Source organism: Rhodococcus sp. ARC_M12 (assembly GCF_022810385.1).
GTDB lineage: Bacteria > Actinomycetota > Actinomycetes > Mycobacteriales > Mycobacteriaceae > Rhodococcoides > Rhodococcoides navarretei.
In genome coordinates this window covers 146713-164053 of the sequence record NZ_JALGQI010000009.1, presented here as the reverse complement: position 1 = coordinate 164053, position 17341 = coordinate 146713, and the positions used below count along the sequence as shown (strand labels likewise).

Annotated in this window: 20 protein-coding genes; 8 read left to right on the top strand and 12 right to left on the bottom strand. The window is 61.9% G+C overall.

From position 1 onward, the window contains the following. Positions 1–45: 45 nt before the first annotated feature. Positions 46–1077 carry a zinc-binding dehydrogenase gene (locus tag MTX35_RS13550; RefSeq protein ID WP_243595477.1) on the top strand — a complete coding sequence of 344 codons (1032 nt, stop codon included), beginning with the start codon at positions 46–48 and terminating at the stop codon, positions 1075–1077. 67 nt (positions 1078–1144) lie between these two features. Here MTX35_RS13550 and MTX35_RS13545 read toward each other — a convergent pair whose 3' ends face one another. From MTX35_RS13545 to MTX35_RS13530, 4 genes are read right to left on the bottom strand one after another with little or no spacing between them, the layout of a single operon-like run. Continuing rightward, positions 1145–2278, bottom strand: coding sequence for a serine hydrolase (locus tag MTX35_RS13545; protein ID WP_243595476.1), 1134 nt, complete (start codon positions 2276–2278; stop codon positions 1145–1147). Next, positions 2268–2894 carry a TetR/AcrR family transcriptional regulator gene (locus tag MTX35_RS13540; RefSeq protein ID WP_243595475.1) on the bottom strand — a complete coding sequence of 209 codons (627 nt, stop codon included), beginning with the start codon at positions 2892–2894 and terminating at the stop codon, positions 2268–2270. The genes MTX35_RS13545 and MTX35_RS13540 overlap by 11 nt, the downstream gene beginning before the upstream one ends. Beyond that, positions 2891–4453 carry a class I adenylate-forming enzyme family protein gene (locus MTX35_RS13535; protein ID WP_243595474.1) on the bottom strand — a complete coding sequence of 521 codons (1563 nt, stop codon included), beginning with the start codon at positions 4451–4453 and terminating at the stop codon, positions 2891–2893. The genes MTX35_RS13540 and MTX35_RS13535 overlap by 4 nt, the downstream gene beginning before the upstream one ends. Before the next feature lie 26 nt (positions 4454–4479). Beyond that, complete coding sequence (locus tag MTX35_RS13530) at positions 4480–5142, bottom strand: nitroreductase family protein (protein ID WP_094630765.1); 663 nt, start codon at positions 5140–5142, stop codon at positions 4480–4482. A gap of 183 nt (positions 5143–5325) precedes the next feature. Here MTX35_RS13530 and MTX35_RS13525 point away from each other — a divergent pair, with 183 nt between their 5' ends. Both MTX35_RS13525 and MTX35_RS13520 read left to right on the top strand, forming a co-directional pair. Continuing rightward, the gene (locus tag MTX35_RS13525; protein ID WP_374230294.1) at positions 5326–7251 is read left to right on the top strand and encodes a flavin-containing monooxygenase; all 1926 of its coding nucleotides are present in this window, start codon (positions 5326–5328) and stop codon (positions 7249–7251) included. 129 nt (positions 7252–7380) lie between these two features. Further along, a complete protein-coding gene (locus MTX35_RS13520) occupies positions 7381–7776 on the top strand; it encodes a RidA family protein (RefSeq protein WP_243595473.1) in 396 nt (131 codons plus the stop codon). 66 nt (positions 7777–7842) lie between these two features. Here the strand turns inward: MTX35_RS13520 and MTX35_RS13515 are convergent, their stop codons facing one another. Further along, a complete protein-coding gene (locus MTX35_RS13515) occupies positions 7843–8490 on the bottom strand; it encodes a hypothetical protein (protein WP_243595472.1) in 648 nt (215 codons plus the stop codon). Further along, a complete protein-coding gene (locus tag MTX35_RS13510) occupies positions 8490–9155 on the bottom strand; it encodes a hypothetical protein (RefSeq protein WP_243595471.1) in 666 nt (221 codons plus the stop codon). Before MTX35_RS13510 ends, MTX35_RS13515 begins: the two co-directional genes overlap by 1 nt. Before the next feature lie 262 nt (positions 9156–9417). Between MTX35_RS13510 and MTX35_RS13505 the strand changes: the two genes are divergently transcribed. Next, a complete protein-coding gene (locus MTX35_RS13505; RefSeq protein ID WP_243595470.1) occupies positions 9418–9942 on the top strand; it encodes a hypothetical protein in 525 nt (174 codons plus the stop codon). Positions 9943–9968: 26 nt separating this feature from the next. Further along, entirely contained in the window at positions 9969–10493 is a 525-nt protein-coding gene (locus MTX35_RS13500; RefSeq protein ID WP_243595469.1) for a hypothetical protein, read from the top strand. 21 nt (positions 10494–10514) lie between these two features. Here the strand turns inward: MTX35_RS13500 and MTX35_RS13495 are convergent, their stop codons facing one another. The 4 genes from MTX35_RS13495 to MTX35_RS13480 form a co-directional block, all read right to left on the bottom strand. Further along, on the bottom strand, positions 10515–10988 hold the full coding sequence (locus MTX35_RS13495; RefSeq protein ID WP_243595468.1) for a helix-turn-helix transcriptional regulator: 474 nt from the start codon (positions 10986–10988) through the stop codon (positions 10515–10517). Next, positions 10985–12082, bottom strand: a complete 1098-nt coding sequence (locus MTX35_RS13490; RefSeq protein ID WP_243595467.1) for a serine hydrolase — start codon at positions 12080–12082, stop codon at positions 10985–10987. The genes MTX35_RS13495 and MTX35_RS13490 overlap by 4 nt, the downstream gene beginning before the upstream one ends. A gap of 267 nt (positions 12083–12349) precedes the next feature. Next, positions 12350–12919, bottom strand: coding sequence for a hypothetical protein (locus MTX35_RS13485; RefSeq protein ID WP_243595466.1), 570 nt, complete (start codon positions 12917–12919; stop codon positions 12350–12352). 82 nt (positions 12920–13001) lie between these two features. Then, a complete protein-coding gene (locus tag MTX35_RS13480; protein ID WP_243595465.1) occupies positions 13002–13352 on the bottom strand; it encodes a hypothetical protein in 351 nt (116 codons plus the stop codon). Positions 13353–13471: 119 nt separating this feature from the next. On the opposite strand from MTX35_RS13480, the gene MTX35_RS13475 reads away from it, so the two are divergent. From MTX35_RS13475 to MTX35_RS26275, 3 genes are all read left to right on the top strand, one after another. Then, positions 13472–13702, top strand: coding sequence for a hypothetical protein (locus MTX35_RS13475; RefSeq protein WP_243595464.1), 231 nt, complete (start codon positions 13472–13474; stop codon positions 13700–13702). Positions 13703–14063: 361 nt separating this feature from the next. After that, positions 14064–15575: a DGQHR domain-containing protein gene (locus MTX35_RS13470; protein WP_243595463.1), complete on the top strand. Its 1512-nt coding sequence runs from the start codon at positions 14064–14066 to the stop codon at positions 15573–15575. 2 nt (positions 15576–15577) lie between these two features. Next, positions 15578–16360, top strand: a complete 783-nt coding sequence (locus tag MTX35_RS26275) for an HNH endonuclease (protein ID WP_374230293.1) — start codon at positions 15578–15580, stop codon at positions 16358–16360. Here the strand turns inward: MTX35_RS26275 and queD are convergent. Both queD and queE read right to left on the bottom strand, forming a co-directional pair. Then, positions 16339–16707 (bottom strand): 6-carboxytetrahydropterin synthase QueD, encoded by a 369-nt coding sequence (gene queD, locus MTX35_RS13465; protein WP_243595462.1) that lies wholly within the window; start codon positions 16705–16707, stop codon positions 16339–16341. The two genes, MTX35_RS26275 and queD, sit on opposite strands and share 22 nt — an antisense overlap. Continuing rightward, positions 16708–17340, bottom strand: coding sequence for a 7-carboxy-7-deazaguanine synthase (gene queE, locus MTX35_RS13460; RefSeq protein ID WP_243595461.1), 633 nt, complete (start codon positions 17338–17340; stop codon positions 16708–16710). Position 17341: the final 1 nt, after the last annotated feature.

Genomic DNA, 17341 nt, shown 5'->3' with positions numbered 1-17341 from the left:
GCCCTCCCGTACTCTGAACACGCGCACTAGGAGAGACGAGATGGCATGAAAGCACTGGTATTCCGCGAGTACGGCGGCCCCGAAGTCCTGAAGATCGAGGAGCTTCCGGATCCGATTCCGGGATTCGGTGAAGTGGTGGTCGATCTGAAGGCGACCGCGCTCAACCACGTCGACATCGATGTGCGCGAGGGCGTCTCGCGCTTCGACTTCGCGATGCCGCACACCTTGGGCCTGGAGGGTGCCGGCGTTATCTCCCTGGTCGGCGACGGTGTGGACCCCGCTCGGATCGGCGAGCGCGTAGCCGTCTCCTACATCCGCACCTGCGGCCACTGCGAGTGGTGTCAACGGGGCATGGAGAACATCTGCGTCAACCGCAAACTGCTCGGCGAGCACATACCGGGCACGTACGCGCAGAAGATCCTGACACCCGCCGACCATTGCCTGACACTTCCCGATACCGTCGACTTCGGTGAGGCGGCGGCCTCACTCAGTGCATTCGGCACCGCCTGGCACGCGCTCATGATCCGCGCCGAGGTGAAGCTGGGAGAGACCGTGCTGATCCATTCGATCGGGGGTGGCGTTGCATCGGCTGCACTTCAGATCTGCAAGGCTGCCGGCGCGACCGTGATCGGTACGGCCAGCCGAGACGACAAGTTGGCTCAGGCGACCGCTGACGGTGCCGATCACGTCATCAATTACACGACAACCAATGTGCGCACCGCCGTCGACGAGATCACCGGAGGCCGAGGGGTCGAGCTGGTCTTCGACGGGGTAGGTGGGACAGCCTTCACCGAGTCGATGTTCATGCTGCGTCCGTATGGGCGTCTGGTGTCGATCGGTGCGCACGCGGGGGAGGTCGTCGAGTTCGACATCGTCGAGTTCTTCCGCCGCCAGATCTCCTACATCTCGTCGCATACCCAGACGCGTGACGAGATGCGTACTGTGCTCGATCTCGTCGGCAAGGGGGTGCTGCGCCCGCGTATCAACTCGCGTTATGCCCTGGATCGCGCCGGGGAAGCGCACGAGGAGCTGGCTGCGCGCACCGCCTACGGGAAAATCATCCTCGACATCGATTGAGAAGAGCGGTGGTGGACGCGATGCCGTCTCACCTTCAGCAGACACACCCTGGACCCGTTGAGTGCAGTCAGGCGAGGGCGTTATACACCGCGCGCACGTACTGCTCCGCTCGGTCGGAGCCGATGATTCCGGGCCCCATTCGGTTCATGACGTAGGAGATGGTCAGCTTCGACTCCGGGTGCAGAACGGTCAATGATCCGCCCCAGCCGCCCCAGAAGCAGATCTTGCCGTCCGGGATGTAGGGAATCGATTCGTGCTGTGGCAGAGCGAAACCCAGGCCGAAGCGCAACGGAATGCCTAGGGCCAGATCGACTCCGTTGGATTGCTCCTCGAAGATCGAGTCGATCGTCTCCGGGCTCAGCAGACGTACGCCGTCGACGGTTCCGCCTCGGGAGATGACCGAGAGGATTCTCGCGACCGATCGCGCGTTTCCGTGCCCGTTCAGTGCGCCCATGTCCGCGGCACGCCACGCCGGGGTGTTCGCGGACGAGGCCTGCACCAACGGTCCGAGAAACGTCCTGCGACGCACCATCGTCGGATCGGGCACGGCATCGTCGGTCGGCGGGGGCGGCGGAACGACGTCGGCGATTCGATCCCAGTCGGCCTCGGCGGCACCGATCTGGAAGTCGGCTCCGAGGGGACCGGCGATCTCGTCGGCGACGAACTGCCGCAACGGCTTTCCGGTGACGCGGCGGAGGAGTTCACCGATTAGGTGGCCCTGACTGGCCGCGTGATACCCCGATGTGGTGCGCGAATCCCACCACGGAGCCTGCGCTGCCAGACGCGAGGTCGAGAGTTCCCAGTCGTAGAGGTCCTCTTCGCTGAACGGTCGATCCCAGCCGGAGACCCCGGAGGTGTGCGACAACAGGTGCCGAACCGCGATGTTCTCCTTGCCGGCGACAGCGAACTCGGGCCAGTACGTCGCGACCGGTGCATCGGGATCGAGCACGCCGCGGTCGATCAGCATCAACGCCGCCAGGCACGTCACCATCTTCGTCGTCGACCACACGTTGGTGATCGTGTCCGACTCCCACGGCAGTGTGCGCTCGGTGTTGCGATACCCGCCCCAGAGGTCGACGGCAGTGTGGCCGTCGATGTCGACCACCACAGACGCGCCGAGTTCCGCTCCGCTCTCGACGTTGGTGGCAAGCGCGTCACGCACCGCCGCGAATTCGGGCTCGCAGTGACCGTCAATTGCCATGGGATGCCCCCAGAACGCGGTGAACGGCCAATTCGACGTAGTTGTCGGCGACGTCCTCGATGCTGAGTTCGCCGCCGTCGTGGAACCAGTTGCTGATGCCGTTGAGCATGTCGGTCAGGGCGAACGACGCCAGCCGCGCATCCGGGACGGTGAATTCACCACTGCGCATTCCGGCGGTGATGACATCGCGGACGCGTCGTTGGTACTGGCGACGGTAATCCTCGATAACAGTGCGGTGCTCCGGTGTGAGCGAGGCGAGCTCGTGCAGGCCGACGATGTATTCCACCCGTCGCCGGTTCAGGTGCACCAGGTGCGCACGCACCAGAGACGACAGGCGGTCGGTAGGCGTTCCGGCCGCGTCGAGCAGCGGCAGGTTCTCCTCGGCCGGCTCCTGCGTGACCGTCAGACAGATAGCGAACAGTATGTCTTCCTTGGACGGGAAGTGGTGGTACAGACTGGCACCCTTGATACCGACGGCGTCGGCGATATCGCGCATCCCCACGTTCGAGTAGCCCTCACGCGCAAAGATATTGGCGGCGTTGGCCACGATGTCGTCTCGCCGTTGGCGAGTACGTTGCTGTCGGGGGAGAGCGGTGACCTCGGATGGCTGCGTCATACCGTCTCCTCGACCGCCGCCAGCAGTCGCAGTTCACGCTTGAGGATCTTGCCCTGCGGGTCGACGGGTAGTTCGGCCACGATGTGCACCGACTTCGGAGCCTTGTACGACGCCAACTCGGTGCGGCAGAACTCGATGATCGCGGCTGGGTCGGCGGTCACCCCGTCGCGCGCGATGACGAAGGCCGTGACGGCCTCGGACCAGTACGGGTCGGGCACTCCGACGACGGCGGCACGCAGTACGTCCGGGTGAGTGTGGATGGTGCGTTCCACTTCCTGCGACGACACGTTCATCCCTCCCGACTTGATCATGTCCTTCATCCGATCGTAGAAGAACAGGTTGCCGTCGGCGTCGATGCGCACCATGTCGCCGGTATGTACCCAGCCGTCCCGGAAGACCTCGGCCGTGCGCTCGGGGTCCTTGAAGTAACCGAGCATCACCGACGGAGTGCGACAGAGCAATTCACCGATCTCGCTCTCGTTGCCCGCGGGGTCGACCACCTTGATCTCCAGGTGGGTGACGGGCTTGCCGATCCACGACGCGTCGCCGTCGGGAATGTCGTCGAGGGTCGAGAACCAGCCGACCGAGCCGAGCTGGGAGAGTTCCGACTGTCCCCAGTAGGTGCCCCAGATGGCCTCGGGTGCCGCGGCGGCCCAGGCGCTGATCGTGTGCGGTGACACCTGGCCACCGTAGGTGAGGCAGCGCCGGACCTGGCTGACGGTCTCGGGGCCGAACTGCTCATCACGGGCCAGGGCCAGGTAGAACGTCGGAGTTTGCGCGATGACGGAGATCTTCTCGGCGGCGATGATGCGCAGTGACTGAGCCGGATCGACTGTCGCGGGCAGGACGAGGGTGGCACCCATCAACGTGAGCGTGGTCATCGAGCCGAGTCCGGCGATGGTGTGGAAGGGCATGACGAACAGCCAGGTGTCCTCCGGACCGGTGCGCAGGCCCCAACTCCACGCGGGCGCGGTGGAGATCAGGAAGTTGCGGTGCGGAATCATCACGCCCTTGGGCGCCGCTTCGGTTCCGGAGGTGTAGATGACCATCGCAACGTCGTTCTCGTCCATGTCGACGTCGGGCTCGGTGGACGGGGTGTTCGCCGTCAGTGCGGCGTACTCGGACCCGAATGTCACCAGAGTGGTGGTGTCCGGCTTCACCGAGGAGATGATCTCGGTGTAGGTCGGATCGGCCACCACCACAGTCGGTTCCGCGTGTTCGAGTTGGTGCTTCACCTCGGCGGCGCGATACATCACGTTGATGCCGGTGAAGGCCGCACCCGCTTTGAGGGTTCCGTAGTACGCCACCACCACGTCGACGCTGTTACGAGCCATCGATGCGACGCGGTCACCCGAGCGCACTCCGAGATCGACCAGCAGGTTGGCGAACTGGTTTGCCCGCGAGTCGAGTTCGCCGTACGTGGTGACCTCGCGGGTGCCGTCCGCCGCGTAGCTGATGAACGCAACCTTGTTCGGCTGCGTGCGCGCATGGCGACGAAGCTGATCGCCGATGGTGGCGCGGCCGATGGGGGAGCGGTGGTGGATGGCGGTACCGGGCACGGCGGACTCCTTCAGATGCTGTGGTTTTACAGTGCAGGCGAGAGAGCAGCGGTGTCGAACATCGGCTGCGAGAACGTCTCTGCCGCAACGATCTGCTCCACCGGATCACGGGTGAGTTTGCGCGGGAACGACTTCTCCGGATACCCGACGGCGATGTGCGCGGCGGTGATGTAGTCGTCCGGGATGCCGAGCAGTTCGCGAATGGCGGGCTCCTCGTGGCACAGCAATGTCGTCACCGCGGTGGCGACGCCCTGATCGCGCAGGCTCAGGCACAGGTTCTGGACCGTCGGGTAGATGGACGCGCCGCCGACGACGGAGAGTCGGCCGAGTTCGTGGTCGGTGGGGTGCAGTCCGTCCAACGCGGCGCAGACCACCACGATGGCGGGCACCTCGGCGAGGTGGCGGGCGAAGTAGTCGGCGTCCTGCACGGTCTTGGGCAATGCGCCGACGGCGACGGTTCCGCCGGTGATGCCGGCGAAGTAGGCGTCCCACATCGGGAGGTAGAGATCGGCGAGGGCCTGCTTGCGGGCGGCGTCGCGTACGACTATCCACCGCACGGGCTGACGGTTCCCGCCCTGCGGGCCGAAGCGGGCGACGTCGAACGCGGCCTTGAATACCTCGTCGGGAACAGGATCGCTGAGGTACCGCCTGCAGGTGCCGGTGGTGCGCATCGCCTCGGTGAGTTCCATGGGTGTTTCCCTTCGCCTGTCCGCTGTTAGGTAGTGCCATGAAGCATCGTGTGGCGCGGGCCACATTGTCAAGGGTTCAAGTGCTGCGAATTTCGAGACCACCAATCCCTTGCGCCGTATTGCCTAACCGTGGTTAGTTGAGCTGTCGGAGTCGGATGGAGCAGCGCGCAACAGGAGGTACCGGTGTCCACAGACGCAGCAACGGCAGCGGAGACCGTGGGTGGAGTCGATCGGGATCGACTCTCGCGGGCTCTCACCGCGGCCAACCTGCCCACGCTGATGGCGGTGCTCTATCAGTTGACCGGCGACCCCATGTGGCTCGCCGATCCATATCGCCCCACGCGCAGTCGGGGGATGGACAACAATGACACGGGAGGATTCGACGACGCAGTTGCCGACCGCATCCGCTCCGCAGCACTCGACGCGATCTGCGCATTCCACGAAGGCACGCCCATGGCGGTGCCCTCACCCGACTCGGAGCACCTCGTCGAGATGATCAGCGTGGCCGTCGGTGAGCAGGTTCCGCCCGAGTTCGGCGTCATGGTCGCCGAGGACATGGGCTTCACCGCCGCGGACACTCCAGTGGCTGCGCCGAACGATCTGTCGGTCATCGTGATCGGTGCCGGCGTCTCCGGAATGCTCGCCGCCATCAAGCTGCATGAGGCAGGCATCAACCACGTTGTGCTGGAGAAGAACTCCGACGTGGGCGGCGGCTGGTTCGAGAACACCTACCCCGGTGCCGGCGTCGACACCCCCAGTCACCTGTACTCCTACTCCTTCGCGCCGCGGGCGTGGAGCACCCACTTCGGCAAGCGCGACGAGGTGTGGCAGTACCTCAGCGATGTCGCGTCCGAACACGATCTGCGCCAACGTATTCGCTTCGACACCGAGGTGGCGACCGCCGAGTACGACGTGCAGCGGCAGGGCTGGACCGTCCGTACCGTCGATGGCGAAACCCTGACCGCCGACGTGGTGATCACCGCGACCGGTCAGCTCAATCGGCCGAAGGTGCCTCACATTCCCGGGCTCGAGTCGTTCGACGGGCCGATCTTCCACACGGCGAACTGGCCGGCCGATCTGGATCTGACCGGCAAGCGCGTCGCCATCGTCGGAACCGGGGCCAGTGCCATGCAGGTGCTGCCGGCCATCGCGTCGACGGTGGGGCATGCGACGGTCTTTCAGCGTTCGCCGCAATGGGTGTCGTCGAGTGACGTGTACTTCACCGAGATGGGCGACGACGCCAACTACCTGATGGATGTCGTTCCGCTGTATCGCCTTTGGTACCGGACCCGGCTCGCCTGGAACTTCAACGATCGGGTGCACAGCTCGCTGCAGGTCGACCCCGAATGGGAGCATCCGAAGCGCTCGATCAACCCGATGAACGACGCCCATCGACGGGTCTTCACTCGCTACATCGAAGCCGAGCTCGACGGCCGACCCGACCTCATCGAGAAATCGCTTCCCGATTACCCGCCCTTCGGCAAGCGAATGCTTCTCGACAACGGCTGGTACGCAGCGCTCAAGCGCGACAACGTCACCCTCATCGCCGACGCAGTCTCGTCCATCACCGCCAACTCGGTTGTCGCGCAGAATGGTATGGCGACCGAGGTCGATGTGGTGATCCTCGCGACGGGCTTCGAGACGCATAAGCTGTTGACGCCGATCGATGTGCGCGGACGATCGGGTGAGTCCATACGCGATATCTGGGGCCCGGAGGATGCGCACGCGTATCTCGGCATTACTGTTCCCGACTTCCCGAACTTCTTCATCACCTGCGGACCCGGCACGGTGCTGGGGCATGGGGGCAGCTACATCACCATCGCCGAATGTCAGGTGCGCTACATCGTAGATGTGCTGATCGACATGGTGGACAGGCGAATCGGAGCCATCGAGTGCAAGGCCGACGTGGAGGAGGAGTACGTCCGAAAGCACGACGAGGCGCACGCGAAGATGATCTGGTCGCACGGCGGCATGGACAACTGGTACCGCAACGACGCCGGACGCGTGGTCTCGACGTTGCCGTGGCGCATCGTCGACTACTGGGAGATGACTCGGCGGGCTGATCTCGACGACTTCGTCATGGAGCCTCGACTGGACGAGGCTCGCTGATCGGGTGGATGTCGACTGAACGCCATTGGTACCCGAGACCGTATGGGCCTATAACGCCGACGATGTCCGGATTCCATGCAAGGCTCGGCGGTGCACACTCACCCGAACGATCGAATGGAGCGCGCGGCGATGGAACGAACGGCAGTCAACCCGGTGCGATGGTCGGTGGACATGGGATTCAACCAGGGGGAGGTCGTCTCGGGGCAGGTTCGGACTCTCTATCTCTCCGGCCAGACAGCGACGAGCGATGACGGTTCGCCTCAGCACCCCGACGACATGGGCGCACAGTTGTCCCTGTGCCTCGACAACCTGGAAGCCGTTCTCGCCGAAGCGAATATGTCACTGGCGAACCTCGTTCGGCTCAACGTCTACACCACCGATGTCGACGCGTTGCTGCCGCACTACGGCGACTTGGCAGCGCGACTGGGTTCGGCGGGCGTCAAGCCGACCAGCACCCTGCTCGGGGTCACCCGACTCGCGATCCCCAGTTTGCTGGTCGAACTCGAGGGCACCGCGGTCGGGTAGATCGACTACTGGGACGCGGCGGGCCGCGACCTCGTCGTGGAGCCCCGTCTGGATGAGGCTCGCTGATCAGTTGGATGTCGCCTGCTGCATCGAGAGCACGAATCCGTGTCCGCCGCCCGCGTCGCAGATCATCGCTTCGACGCGGGAGAAACACGTGAACCCATTGAAGGTGATGGATGTGTTGTATTCCAACGGTTGTGCGTTCTCGACCCCGAACTCGCCTTGGTTGAAGCAGGTCGGCGTCACCTTCCCCGGGGTCATGTAGAAGCCCTTACCGAGTTGGTCGATGGTGAACGACGGGGTGACGCAGTTCGCGCCATCGGGTATCGGCGCATCCGCTGCTTGGCAACCGGACGAAAATTCACTGTCGCCGATCTTGCAATAGATGTTGCCCGACGGCGATTTCCAGCCCACCTGATTGCCGTACGCGCTGTATCGGGCAGGGTCGACGGGGGTGATGGGTGCGGTGTTGTTCGCGGTATCGGCGACGGTCGGGTTCGATTCGGTCGCCTGTGGTGCTTCTGTCACACCTTCCGCGTCGCCATCGGTGGAGTCGGTCGGCGCAGCAATGGTCACCTGCGGAGGCGCGGGCATCTCCACGGCCACACTGGTGGATGGGGCCGGATCAGCAGCGGGTGCTTCCTGACTGCCACATGCCGTCAGTGCCGCAGTGGTGAGCACTGCGGTCAGCGTGAGTTTCCAGAACTTCCTCATCAGAATGCGATATTGACGTCGCGGGAGATCATGAAGCCTCGGTCGCCGTCGTAGCAGGTGATGCCGGCCTCGGTGGAGCGACAGAATGTGCCGGTCACTCCGATGACCTGGCCGTATTCCAAGACTCGAGGGCGTTCAGGTCCGCCGACGAAGATGCCCTGATTGGTGCAGATCTGATCGACGGTGCCGTCTTGGTTGATCTTCACCCCGTAGGTGTTGTTCTCGGTGTTGAGGCACTCGCGGCCGGTGTTGCCCGGCACCGAGTAGCGGACCTGGCAGCCCACGATGGTCCCCGGTGCGTTGGAGGAGTTGAATCCGCAGAACACGTTCCCGCTGGGGGACTGGAAAAAGTACTGCCCTCCGGCCTGCTCGAAGTCGCGTGCATCGACGTTGACGTCGTCGCGGTTCGGGGCGGGCGGTACAGCTGGTGTGCCCGCGGCGGTGGGTGTTGCTTGTGCTGGGGTGACTACGTCTGGAGCCTGTGCGATTCCGCCTGCGCCGCTTCCACCGTCGGAGTCGGAGTACCCGTTTGCCGACGGAGCAGCCGAGCTGGTGACCGGCGCTGCTTCGGCGCTCAGCTGCTCCTCGGAGCCGCAGGCGGTGACTGCGAATGCAGTCGCCGCAATCATTGCGGAGGTGGCCACGATTGTGCGGACTTGCCTCATTCGATAGTCCTCACCGGTGGCTGCGGAGTGCATCACCTCTGATCATTGAATCGAACGGGCCAAGTGGTCTGTTAACGTCGTTCGTGTCACGACCCCGTCACGAATCGGTATACGAGCGGTCCATTTGTCGCTCTGGCTGCGAGGGTGGGTCGGGTAAAGACTCAACAACCACTTGATGTTTCAGGTTCAACCTGGGGTTCTTTATTCGATGTCACGAACGATCCGGTATTTCGTTGTGCGACATGAGCGAAAGGTGTGCTGAATGCGAAAGTCATTGCGGCGAGCGGTCGTATCGATCGCACTGACGATTCCCCTGATTCTGGGTCTCGGCGCGGGAACGGCCGTGGCAGCGCCGCAGACCACGTTGCTCCAGATTCCGGTGGTCACCGGTTTTCAGATCGCACCGGGCGCAGTGCCCGGTGGGCTGTTTCAGACCATTCCGATGAAGGCCACGGTCGGTACCGAGCCGGGTGTTCTGCTGTTGTCCGCGGCGAATATCGCGCCGTATGCAGACCAGTATCCGTACCGAAGTCTCGGTGTGAACTGGCGAAACTGGGACATCGGCTTCCGTGGAAGCGCGGGACTGCGGCATTGGCAGGACAACCCCAACCCGGGCCCGCCCAACGACCTGCCGCCGCTACACAGTGAGCAGTACCCGCGCGAAGTAGCTCTGCCCACCGGAAGTGGCTGGGTCGAGATCACCGTGACGCACTACCGCGACTACCACTACGGCGAGCCATACGCCGACACCCTGATCCCGGGCAAGGGTCTGATCTACGTCCCCTGATCCGAACGCGTATCGAAAGGCACACAATGCGAACATCTTTACGACGCGGAGTAGTTGCGCTGGCGCTCTCCGTGCCACTGGTTCTGGGTGTCGGCGCTGGTACGGCAACGGCGGCACCCACGACGTCCGAGCTTCTGGTTCCTGTCGTCACCGGGCCGGAGTTCGGTCCGGCCGGTGTCCCGGGCGGACTCGTTCAGACGATTCCGATCAAGGCGACAGTAGGTGAGAAGCCGGGTGAGGTGCGCTTCGCAGCCGCCGCCATCAGGCCGTACTACTACCAGTTCAATTACCGCTTCCTGACGGTGAACTGGCGCAATCTCGACACCGGAGCCGTCGGAGCAGTCGATCTACGGCACTGGGAAGCCCTCGAGAACCCATCGCTACCGATCAACGCGGAGCCGAGATATCCGGTCAATCTGCCTCTCGAAGTGACCGCGCAGACCGGGGCGGGCCCGGTGGTCGTGACGGTCACTCACAATCGGGAGCAGTGGCAAGCCCCGCCGGCATCGAACGCTCTGATCCCCGGGTTGGGTGTGTTGTTCGTGCCGTGACCCGACGGTTGCGTGACGGGGTCACGTACCCAGATCGCCAGCGATATCCGCGGCGGCGAGCATCGAGACAAGTAGCGGCACAACTCGTTTGGCGGCGATTCGATACTCTCCGCGGCCGTGCTGTTCGACGATATTTGCCGAACTCAGCGTCTTGAGATGGTGATAGATCTGGCCGGAGGAGCCGACTCCGACCGCTGCGTGTAGATCTGCCGCGTTCGCGGGGCCTCGTAGCAGTGTCCGCACGATCTGCAGTCGCACCGGATGCCCCAGAGCAGCAAGCACTTCGGATGCGGAGGGGACCGGTAGTTCCACGATGGCGTCGGGGGAGTAGCCGATGTCCCAGCGGACTGTGCCGTGCAGATGGACGTCGCCTTGGTAGGCGATCATGCCGCCCGTCGACGGGGCGGCCTCGAGCTGCTGGGGAGCGTCGCGTCGTTCCAGCTCGGCGACGCGCGCCTCCAGCCCTGCCAGTCTCGACTCGAACTCTGCGCTCACACCACGCAGGCTATCCGGTCGAGAACCTCGGGCGAGAGCATCGCCTCGACGATGAGTTGCTGCTGTACGCCGAATTGAGTCGTGGCCTGATCGAATCTGTCCGCGGGGAGGCCATCGATCAGCCACACTGCCGTCGCTACCGTTCCGTCGTCGCGGCGCAGCTCGAATCCCTGGGTCAGAACGCCCGCGAGGCTGCCGCCTTTGAAGCCGATGCCGAGAACGCTGTCGCCCGCGGGTTGCCATTCCAATTGGCGCACAATGGTGTCGGACGCATCGCCGAAGGTGCCGTCGGTGAAGGCGCGATACATCCCGTTGAGTTGTTCTGCCGAGCCGCCGCGGAAGGTGCTCTGCACTCGGTTGGCCTGTTCCTCGTAGGTCGAGGGTTGGATGGCGGCGCTGACCTGGGCCCGGAACTGTGGGTCGAACGCCCACCTCTGCGCGGTCTCCCATCGGTCACCGTCGGCGACGGCCGGGTCGTACAGCGACAGAATGTCGGTCACCAGACTCGGTACCTGGAAGTTCTCCCACCCTCCGGTCGCGGCGGCGTCGACGATCGCTTGGTCGCCGAGTCGATACCGGAGATAGTCGGGAACCGAATTGTCGCTCTCCTGGATCATGGCCGTGACCATGTCGTCGATGCGTACCGTGGCCCCGGGATCTGTGGCCGCGATGCCGTCGTTCGCGATGCCCAGCCTGTCCAACGCGGCCGGGTGTGCGCCGGCATCGGTACCGGGTACGTACCAGCGTTCCCAATCGATGAGCGGCACTTGCTCGTTCGGGTCGAGGGTGCCGTCCGCGACCGCCTGGGCGTAGGCGGCGAGATGCACCACCTTGATCGCCGATGCGAGCACCTGTTCCTCGTCGGCACGATGTTCGACGGTTCTGCCGCGGCCGTCGTCGATGACGAGGCTGACGGTGTCGGGTGCTTGATCGATCAGTCCGATCCACCCGTCCTCGGTGGTGAGGTCCGTCGAGGTGACGGGGGTGCAGTTTTCCGGCGTTGGAGTGGCGGCATTCGAGTCGGCGGCGGTGGCGCATCCGCTCACCAACAGCACGGCCGCGCAGGTCGTCGAGATCCAGATCGAGCGTCGCATCGAGTTCTCCTACCGTTATTCCGTAATTACGGATAACCATAGAAGATGGTCGAGTGTCCTGACAACCCCGCTTCTGATCTCCATCCGATGCCGGTCAGCGCCGACAGAGCATCGGTGGGGATTACGTGGTAACACCCGCAGCCACGTCCGCCGGTGTCGTGTTGTCGAAACCCTCTCCGTACGGACTGCTTTCGCGCGAGATGTTGTACCGATTGTTGATGCCAGTCGGGTGAGGAAAGTGAGGCTGCCGAGGACGCCGTGAACGGTTCACGACCTGAACGACTGTGCCGCCTCGTGCGTCGCGCTGTCAGCTCGCCGAACGAGGTGGCCGGTCGCGCGAACGGCGAACAACAGCCCGATGACGGTGGCCCCCACTACGTCGCTCGTGCGGTAGTCCGCATTGTTGGCACATACGCGTACGAACTCGCTCTGTGGGATCGGTCGATCCCGCACGATGAGTTCTCCCGACGTGCCGTCGGTTTCGCGGAGGTCGTCGCCCTGGATCCTGTTGACGATCGAGCCGCACACGACTCGGTTGTTTCCTACGCTTTCGGTGGACACCGAGAAAGGAGTCAGCAGGGCCCACCCGGCGGAAAGCAGGGCGGCAGTAGCGATCAGGCCACAGGCCAGTGCCCACAGTGTGCGCAGCTTTTGCGGCCGTCGCACCCGCCACCAGCAGTAGTTGGCCGCTCCGCCGAATGCGGCGAGCAGAAGCCACCATTGCCAATCCGAGTTGAAGACCAACCAATACGTGGAAACCACGAGGATCACCCAGAATGCCGTGGTGAACCATGTGGGATGCACCTGACCGAGTCGCCCGTGCAACTGCATGCTCATCGCTACATCATGGCCGCTCGCCGGCGGGGACGTCGTCGCGAGCGGGCGGACGTCGGTCTGAGGTGCGTGGGTACTCGACCGTTCAGAACAACGTGGGTGCGGTGTAGCGACCGTGTCGTGCTTCGTTGAGTCGGGCGCTCCAGCGCTGCACGAGCCACATTTCGACGAGCTCGGGGCTGGTGCCGATGTCGGTGGCCCATGCGGTGATGAGTTTGACGTAGCGGTCGTATCGGCGACGGGTGAAGCCGGTGACGGACGGGTCTTCGAGCCATCCTTCGTGGATGAGTGTCGAGACTCCGTATTGGTCGATCAGCTGCGCCGGGCCGCCGTAGACCGACGCCTTGACCGCCCACAGGAACGTGGCCATCAGGGACATCCCGACGCCCGGTGCGTCGGGCCAGCCGGACCAGGTCGAGTTCGGGTGGTCGGGCACTGCGCGGTTTCTGACGCAGCTGTCGAGCACCGCAAGAGTCTTCGCGACGGGTTCTCGTCGGGACGGCTGAGGTGCGGATTCATGACGTCCGGGAACCGTCGCATTGCTCGGCGGTGCCGGTGGCTGCCTTGCCACGCTGCGCAGAGAAACAGCAGTCCGAGCGAATCGTGTTCGCCTACAGCCAGATCGGTGCCGATCCGAAGATCGTTGCGCTGCACCGTGGCACCGCCGTACTCGACGATTTCGCCGTCGAGGTTGCGACCGCGCAGTCGGAGATCGTGGCCTGCCCTGTCGAGGTGGCCGTTCCACCAATCCAGGTCCACCTCCACACCGTCGTCGAGGACGTGTAGGTCGTAGCTGCGGTGCTGACACCACTGCACACAGGCCGTGGGCGGCGGGAACCCCTCGTCGAGTCGTGACATACCGCCATCGAAGCATCGGGCACCGACAGAGTCCTCAGCACTCGTATTGCGTCTGGGCACTGTTGAAAGTGGGGGTGAAGTTGCTGGGGAGGGAGGCTGCGAAAGTCCTGCGAAACTGGGTCAAGTGGCGTCATCGGGGTCATTGTGGTCAGTCCAGCCCAGCCTGGTTGGAGTTGTGACGCGTCGAAGGAAGGTGCTTAGGTACTCTCAAGAAGCATGCCTTGAAGAAAATTGTGCGATATACGTGTAACAATCGATGTAATCGATCCATACGACCAGGAGACCTATAGTGCGCGAATATCTGTTGGCAACGTTGACGGACGAGGAACGCGGTTTGGCTGCCGCACTTCGCGAAGACACGTCTGTCACGCCGACCGACTTCTGCAGGTCTATTTTCGATGTGCTGGATGATCCCCTTCTCTCAGCCGAGGATGTGGCATCTTTGTGGGGGGACGGTGCGCGCAAGGCGGCAATCAGGGATGCGTTGAAATCGCTGGTTGAAGATAAGTATCTCGAAACTTCGGTAAGGACCCAGCGGCCGTTCGATCCTGTAGGCACGGAGCTTTTTCGTCGGGCAGTGAATTCCAGTCAAACATTGCGGCTTACAGCGATCGAATCGCAGACTGAGTCCGGTGATAGTCGTTACCAATTCTCGATGGAGGGCCGGTTAGTCCGAGGCTTAGCTCGTATCGATCGACTTGATTCTTTAGCTGGAACTGGAAATCAGCGCGACGAAATAAAAAGTCATGTTCTTAGAATCCGAGATGGAATATCTGCCGGCACTCAGGTGCCGAATCCCGTCCTGCTTGTCCTACTCGAAGGTACAACTCAGATTCTCGATGTTGGCCAGTCGGTACCTGATGACTTGCCGCAGTCATTTGTAGTTATTCGACCGGTTGAAGAGTTCCAACCAGTGCTAAATGAACGCGATGCGGTTGTTCAGCGTTCGCGGATCGTGGAAATCTCATTCCCGTGGCGAAAAGCTGCTTTTGATGAGGAGAAGTCAATTCTTCTTGTCGATGGACAGCAACGCACAGCCGCGCTCAGTCTGATCAGTGTCGAGAGAGTCCCATTCATCGATATTGGCGTCAGTGCTGTCTCGGCATCCGAAGAGGAAGCGAAGCGCGTATTTCAAGTCGCCAACGACTCGATTAAGATTTCGACGGACTTTTCGAAAGCGCTGCTGGCTTCGATGGAATCTGCTCCTGGTTATCTTAAGAATGAGCAAATTACGGCCGAGGCGGTGCGCATTTTGTCCTTGGACGACACGGACTCGCCGTTTCACGGTATCGTTCGCTACCCCGGGTCTCGGGGGAGTGGTGCCGTCGTTGTTTATAACAGTTTGTTCGGGATTGTCACGTCTTTTCGTAAGGAGCTACCTAATGACCTCACTGACACTGCAGTCAAACTGGCGAATATCGTAGGGGACGCTTTTAATGTCGTGCGAGATGTGTGGTCGGATTCCTGGGGGCTTAGGCCGGCCGATTCCAAACTTATGCACGGTGCAGGACTGCGTGCAGTTACCCAGGTCCTGATCGACAAACTGACCTTGTACCTAACCTCAGGTATCGAACTTGATGACCCGGATGTTGAAGTCCGCCTTAACCAAAGCCTTAACAGGCTCGCGACTCGGGTTGTCTGGACGGACACAGCCTCTGCTGCGGGTACGGCGACGCAGAAGAAGAACTGGCGTGAGCAAATATCTGGGAAGCAAAACACGAACCAGGACATTCTGGCCTTATCGCAATTCTTATCTCGTGAAAGTGTTACGTTGGATATGACGGCCGCCCGGAATGGCTGACAATGGTCAACCCTGAGATTTTGGATTTAATAGCGGAGGGTGCCGCAAAGATTGGGTATTCGCTCGATGATTTTCTGACTGAAAAGTTAGTGGAGGTTCAGGGGCGAGCGTTCATTCGGTTGATTCCAGCGCATCATCTTTCGGAGCAGCAGGCCCGGGCGTATCAACACTTAGTGCTCGGCTGTGAACCCACTGATCGTCAAATTAAATCTACGCGTCGACAACCGCGAACGCTAAATATCTCAGACGAAGAACGGGTTGCTCTAGAGCGGCAACAGAATGACAGGTGCGGTGTTTGCGGTCGCTTTCTCGACGCGGAAAGCAAGCCTCATGTGGATCACCGATGGCCGATCGCCCTCGGTGGTGAAGATTCACTCGACAACCTACAGTTGTTGTGCCAAGGATGTAACCTCGGGAAGGGCTCTTTGCCCCTATGGCAAATGGGGATACCCTACCTTGAGCGACGTATGACATCGAGGTTGAGGTATTGCGTCCTAGCGAGAGCTGCTGGTGGTTGCGAACTCCATGAATGTTCGGCAACCGTAAAAAATTCTGAGCTAATACCAACGATGATTGTTGCAGCAGCAGAGGGAGGCTCTTCAATTTTTGACAATCTCATGGCATGCTGCACTGATCATCAGTCGAAAATAGTAAAGAAACGGGTTGGTCGCGCCGAATTGCTAATTCAACGATCGAGAGATCCTTTGCAGAGGCGAGTGGGGACCGCACGTCTCCGGATGGATGGTTCAGCGCATCAGGTTCTTCACCGAGGTAGTGCAGTGTAAGTGCAAGCCGAAGTGCACGTTTCCCGAACGACTATCTTGCTGAGGAGGGGTAGTTCCGGCTCAATCCGAATCCAAAGCCACTCCGCCAGGAGTTCGCTGGTGGGGTTCCCAAGGCCCTCAACCTCGTTGAGGTAGTAGTGGTCTAGTAGGGCAACAATTGGATTGACCGCTGCCTTAATGTCTCCAAAATCAACAACCCAACCAAATTTTTCGTCGATTGGGCCAGTCACGTGGACTTCGAATCGATACGAGTGACCGTGCAAGCGCGAGCACTTATGCCCCTCCGGGACATTTGGCAAACGGTGCGCCGCCTCAAAATTGAACTCGCGGTAGATTTCAGTAGTCATTTAGGCGATCCCTAGGTACTTGTGTGTCTGCAAGCTGAGTTGCCATTTCGGGTGATCCAGGCAGTATTGCACTGTGGCGGCGGTGTTTTCGGCAGATTGATCGCTGTCCATAGGCTGAAGTTTGAAGCTTGTGAAACCGAGGTGTTCATATCTGCTTGGATCGTCACCAACCTGTGGATAAACGAGTTTCAACTCCTCACCACCCTCAACAACAAGGGGAGCGCCAAGCTTGGGGCTTACGCACAGCCAATCGATGCCTGGGGGCGGGGTCTGCGTACCGTTCGTTTCAACTGCAATATAGAAGTCACGGTCGTGTAGCGCGTTAACTAGGGGTGTGTCCATTTGCAAGAGCGGTTCACCGCCGGTGCACACCACCATGCGGTTGCCGGCACCCTCTGGCCAGTGGCTTGCGATCGAGTCGGCTAGCGCGTCGGCATCGGCGAACTTGCCGCCGCCCGGGCCATCCGTTCCAACGAAGTCTGTGTCGCAGAATTGGCATATCGCTCTAGCGCGATCCTTCTCGTGGCCCGTCCACAAATTGCACGAGGTGAAGCGACAGAAGACCGCTGGCCTGCCCGCGTGGGTGCCTTCGCCTTGGAGTGTGTAGAAGACTTCTTTAACCTTGTATGCCACG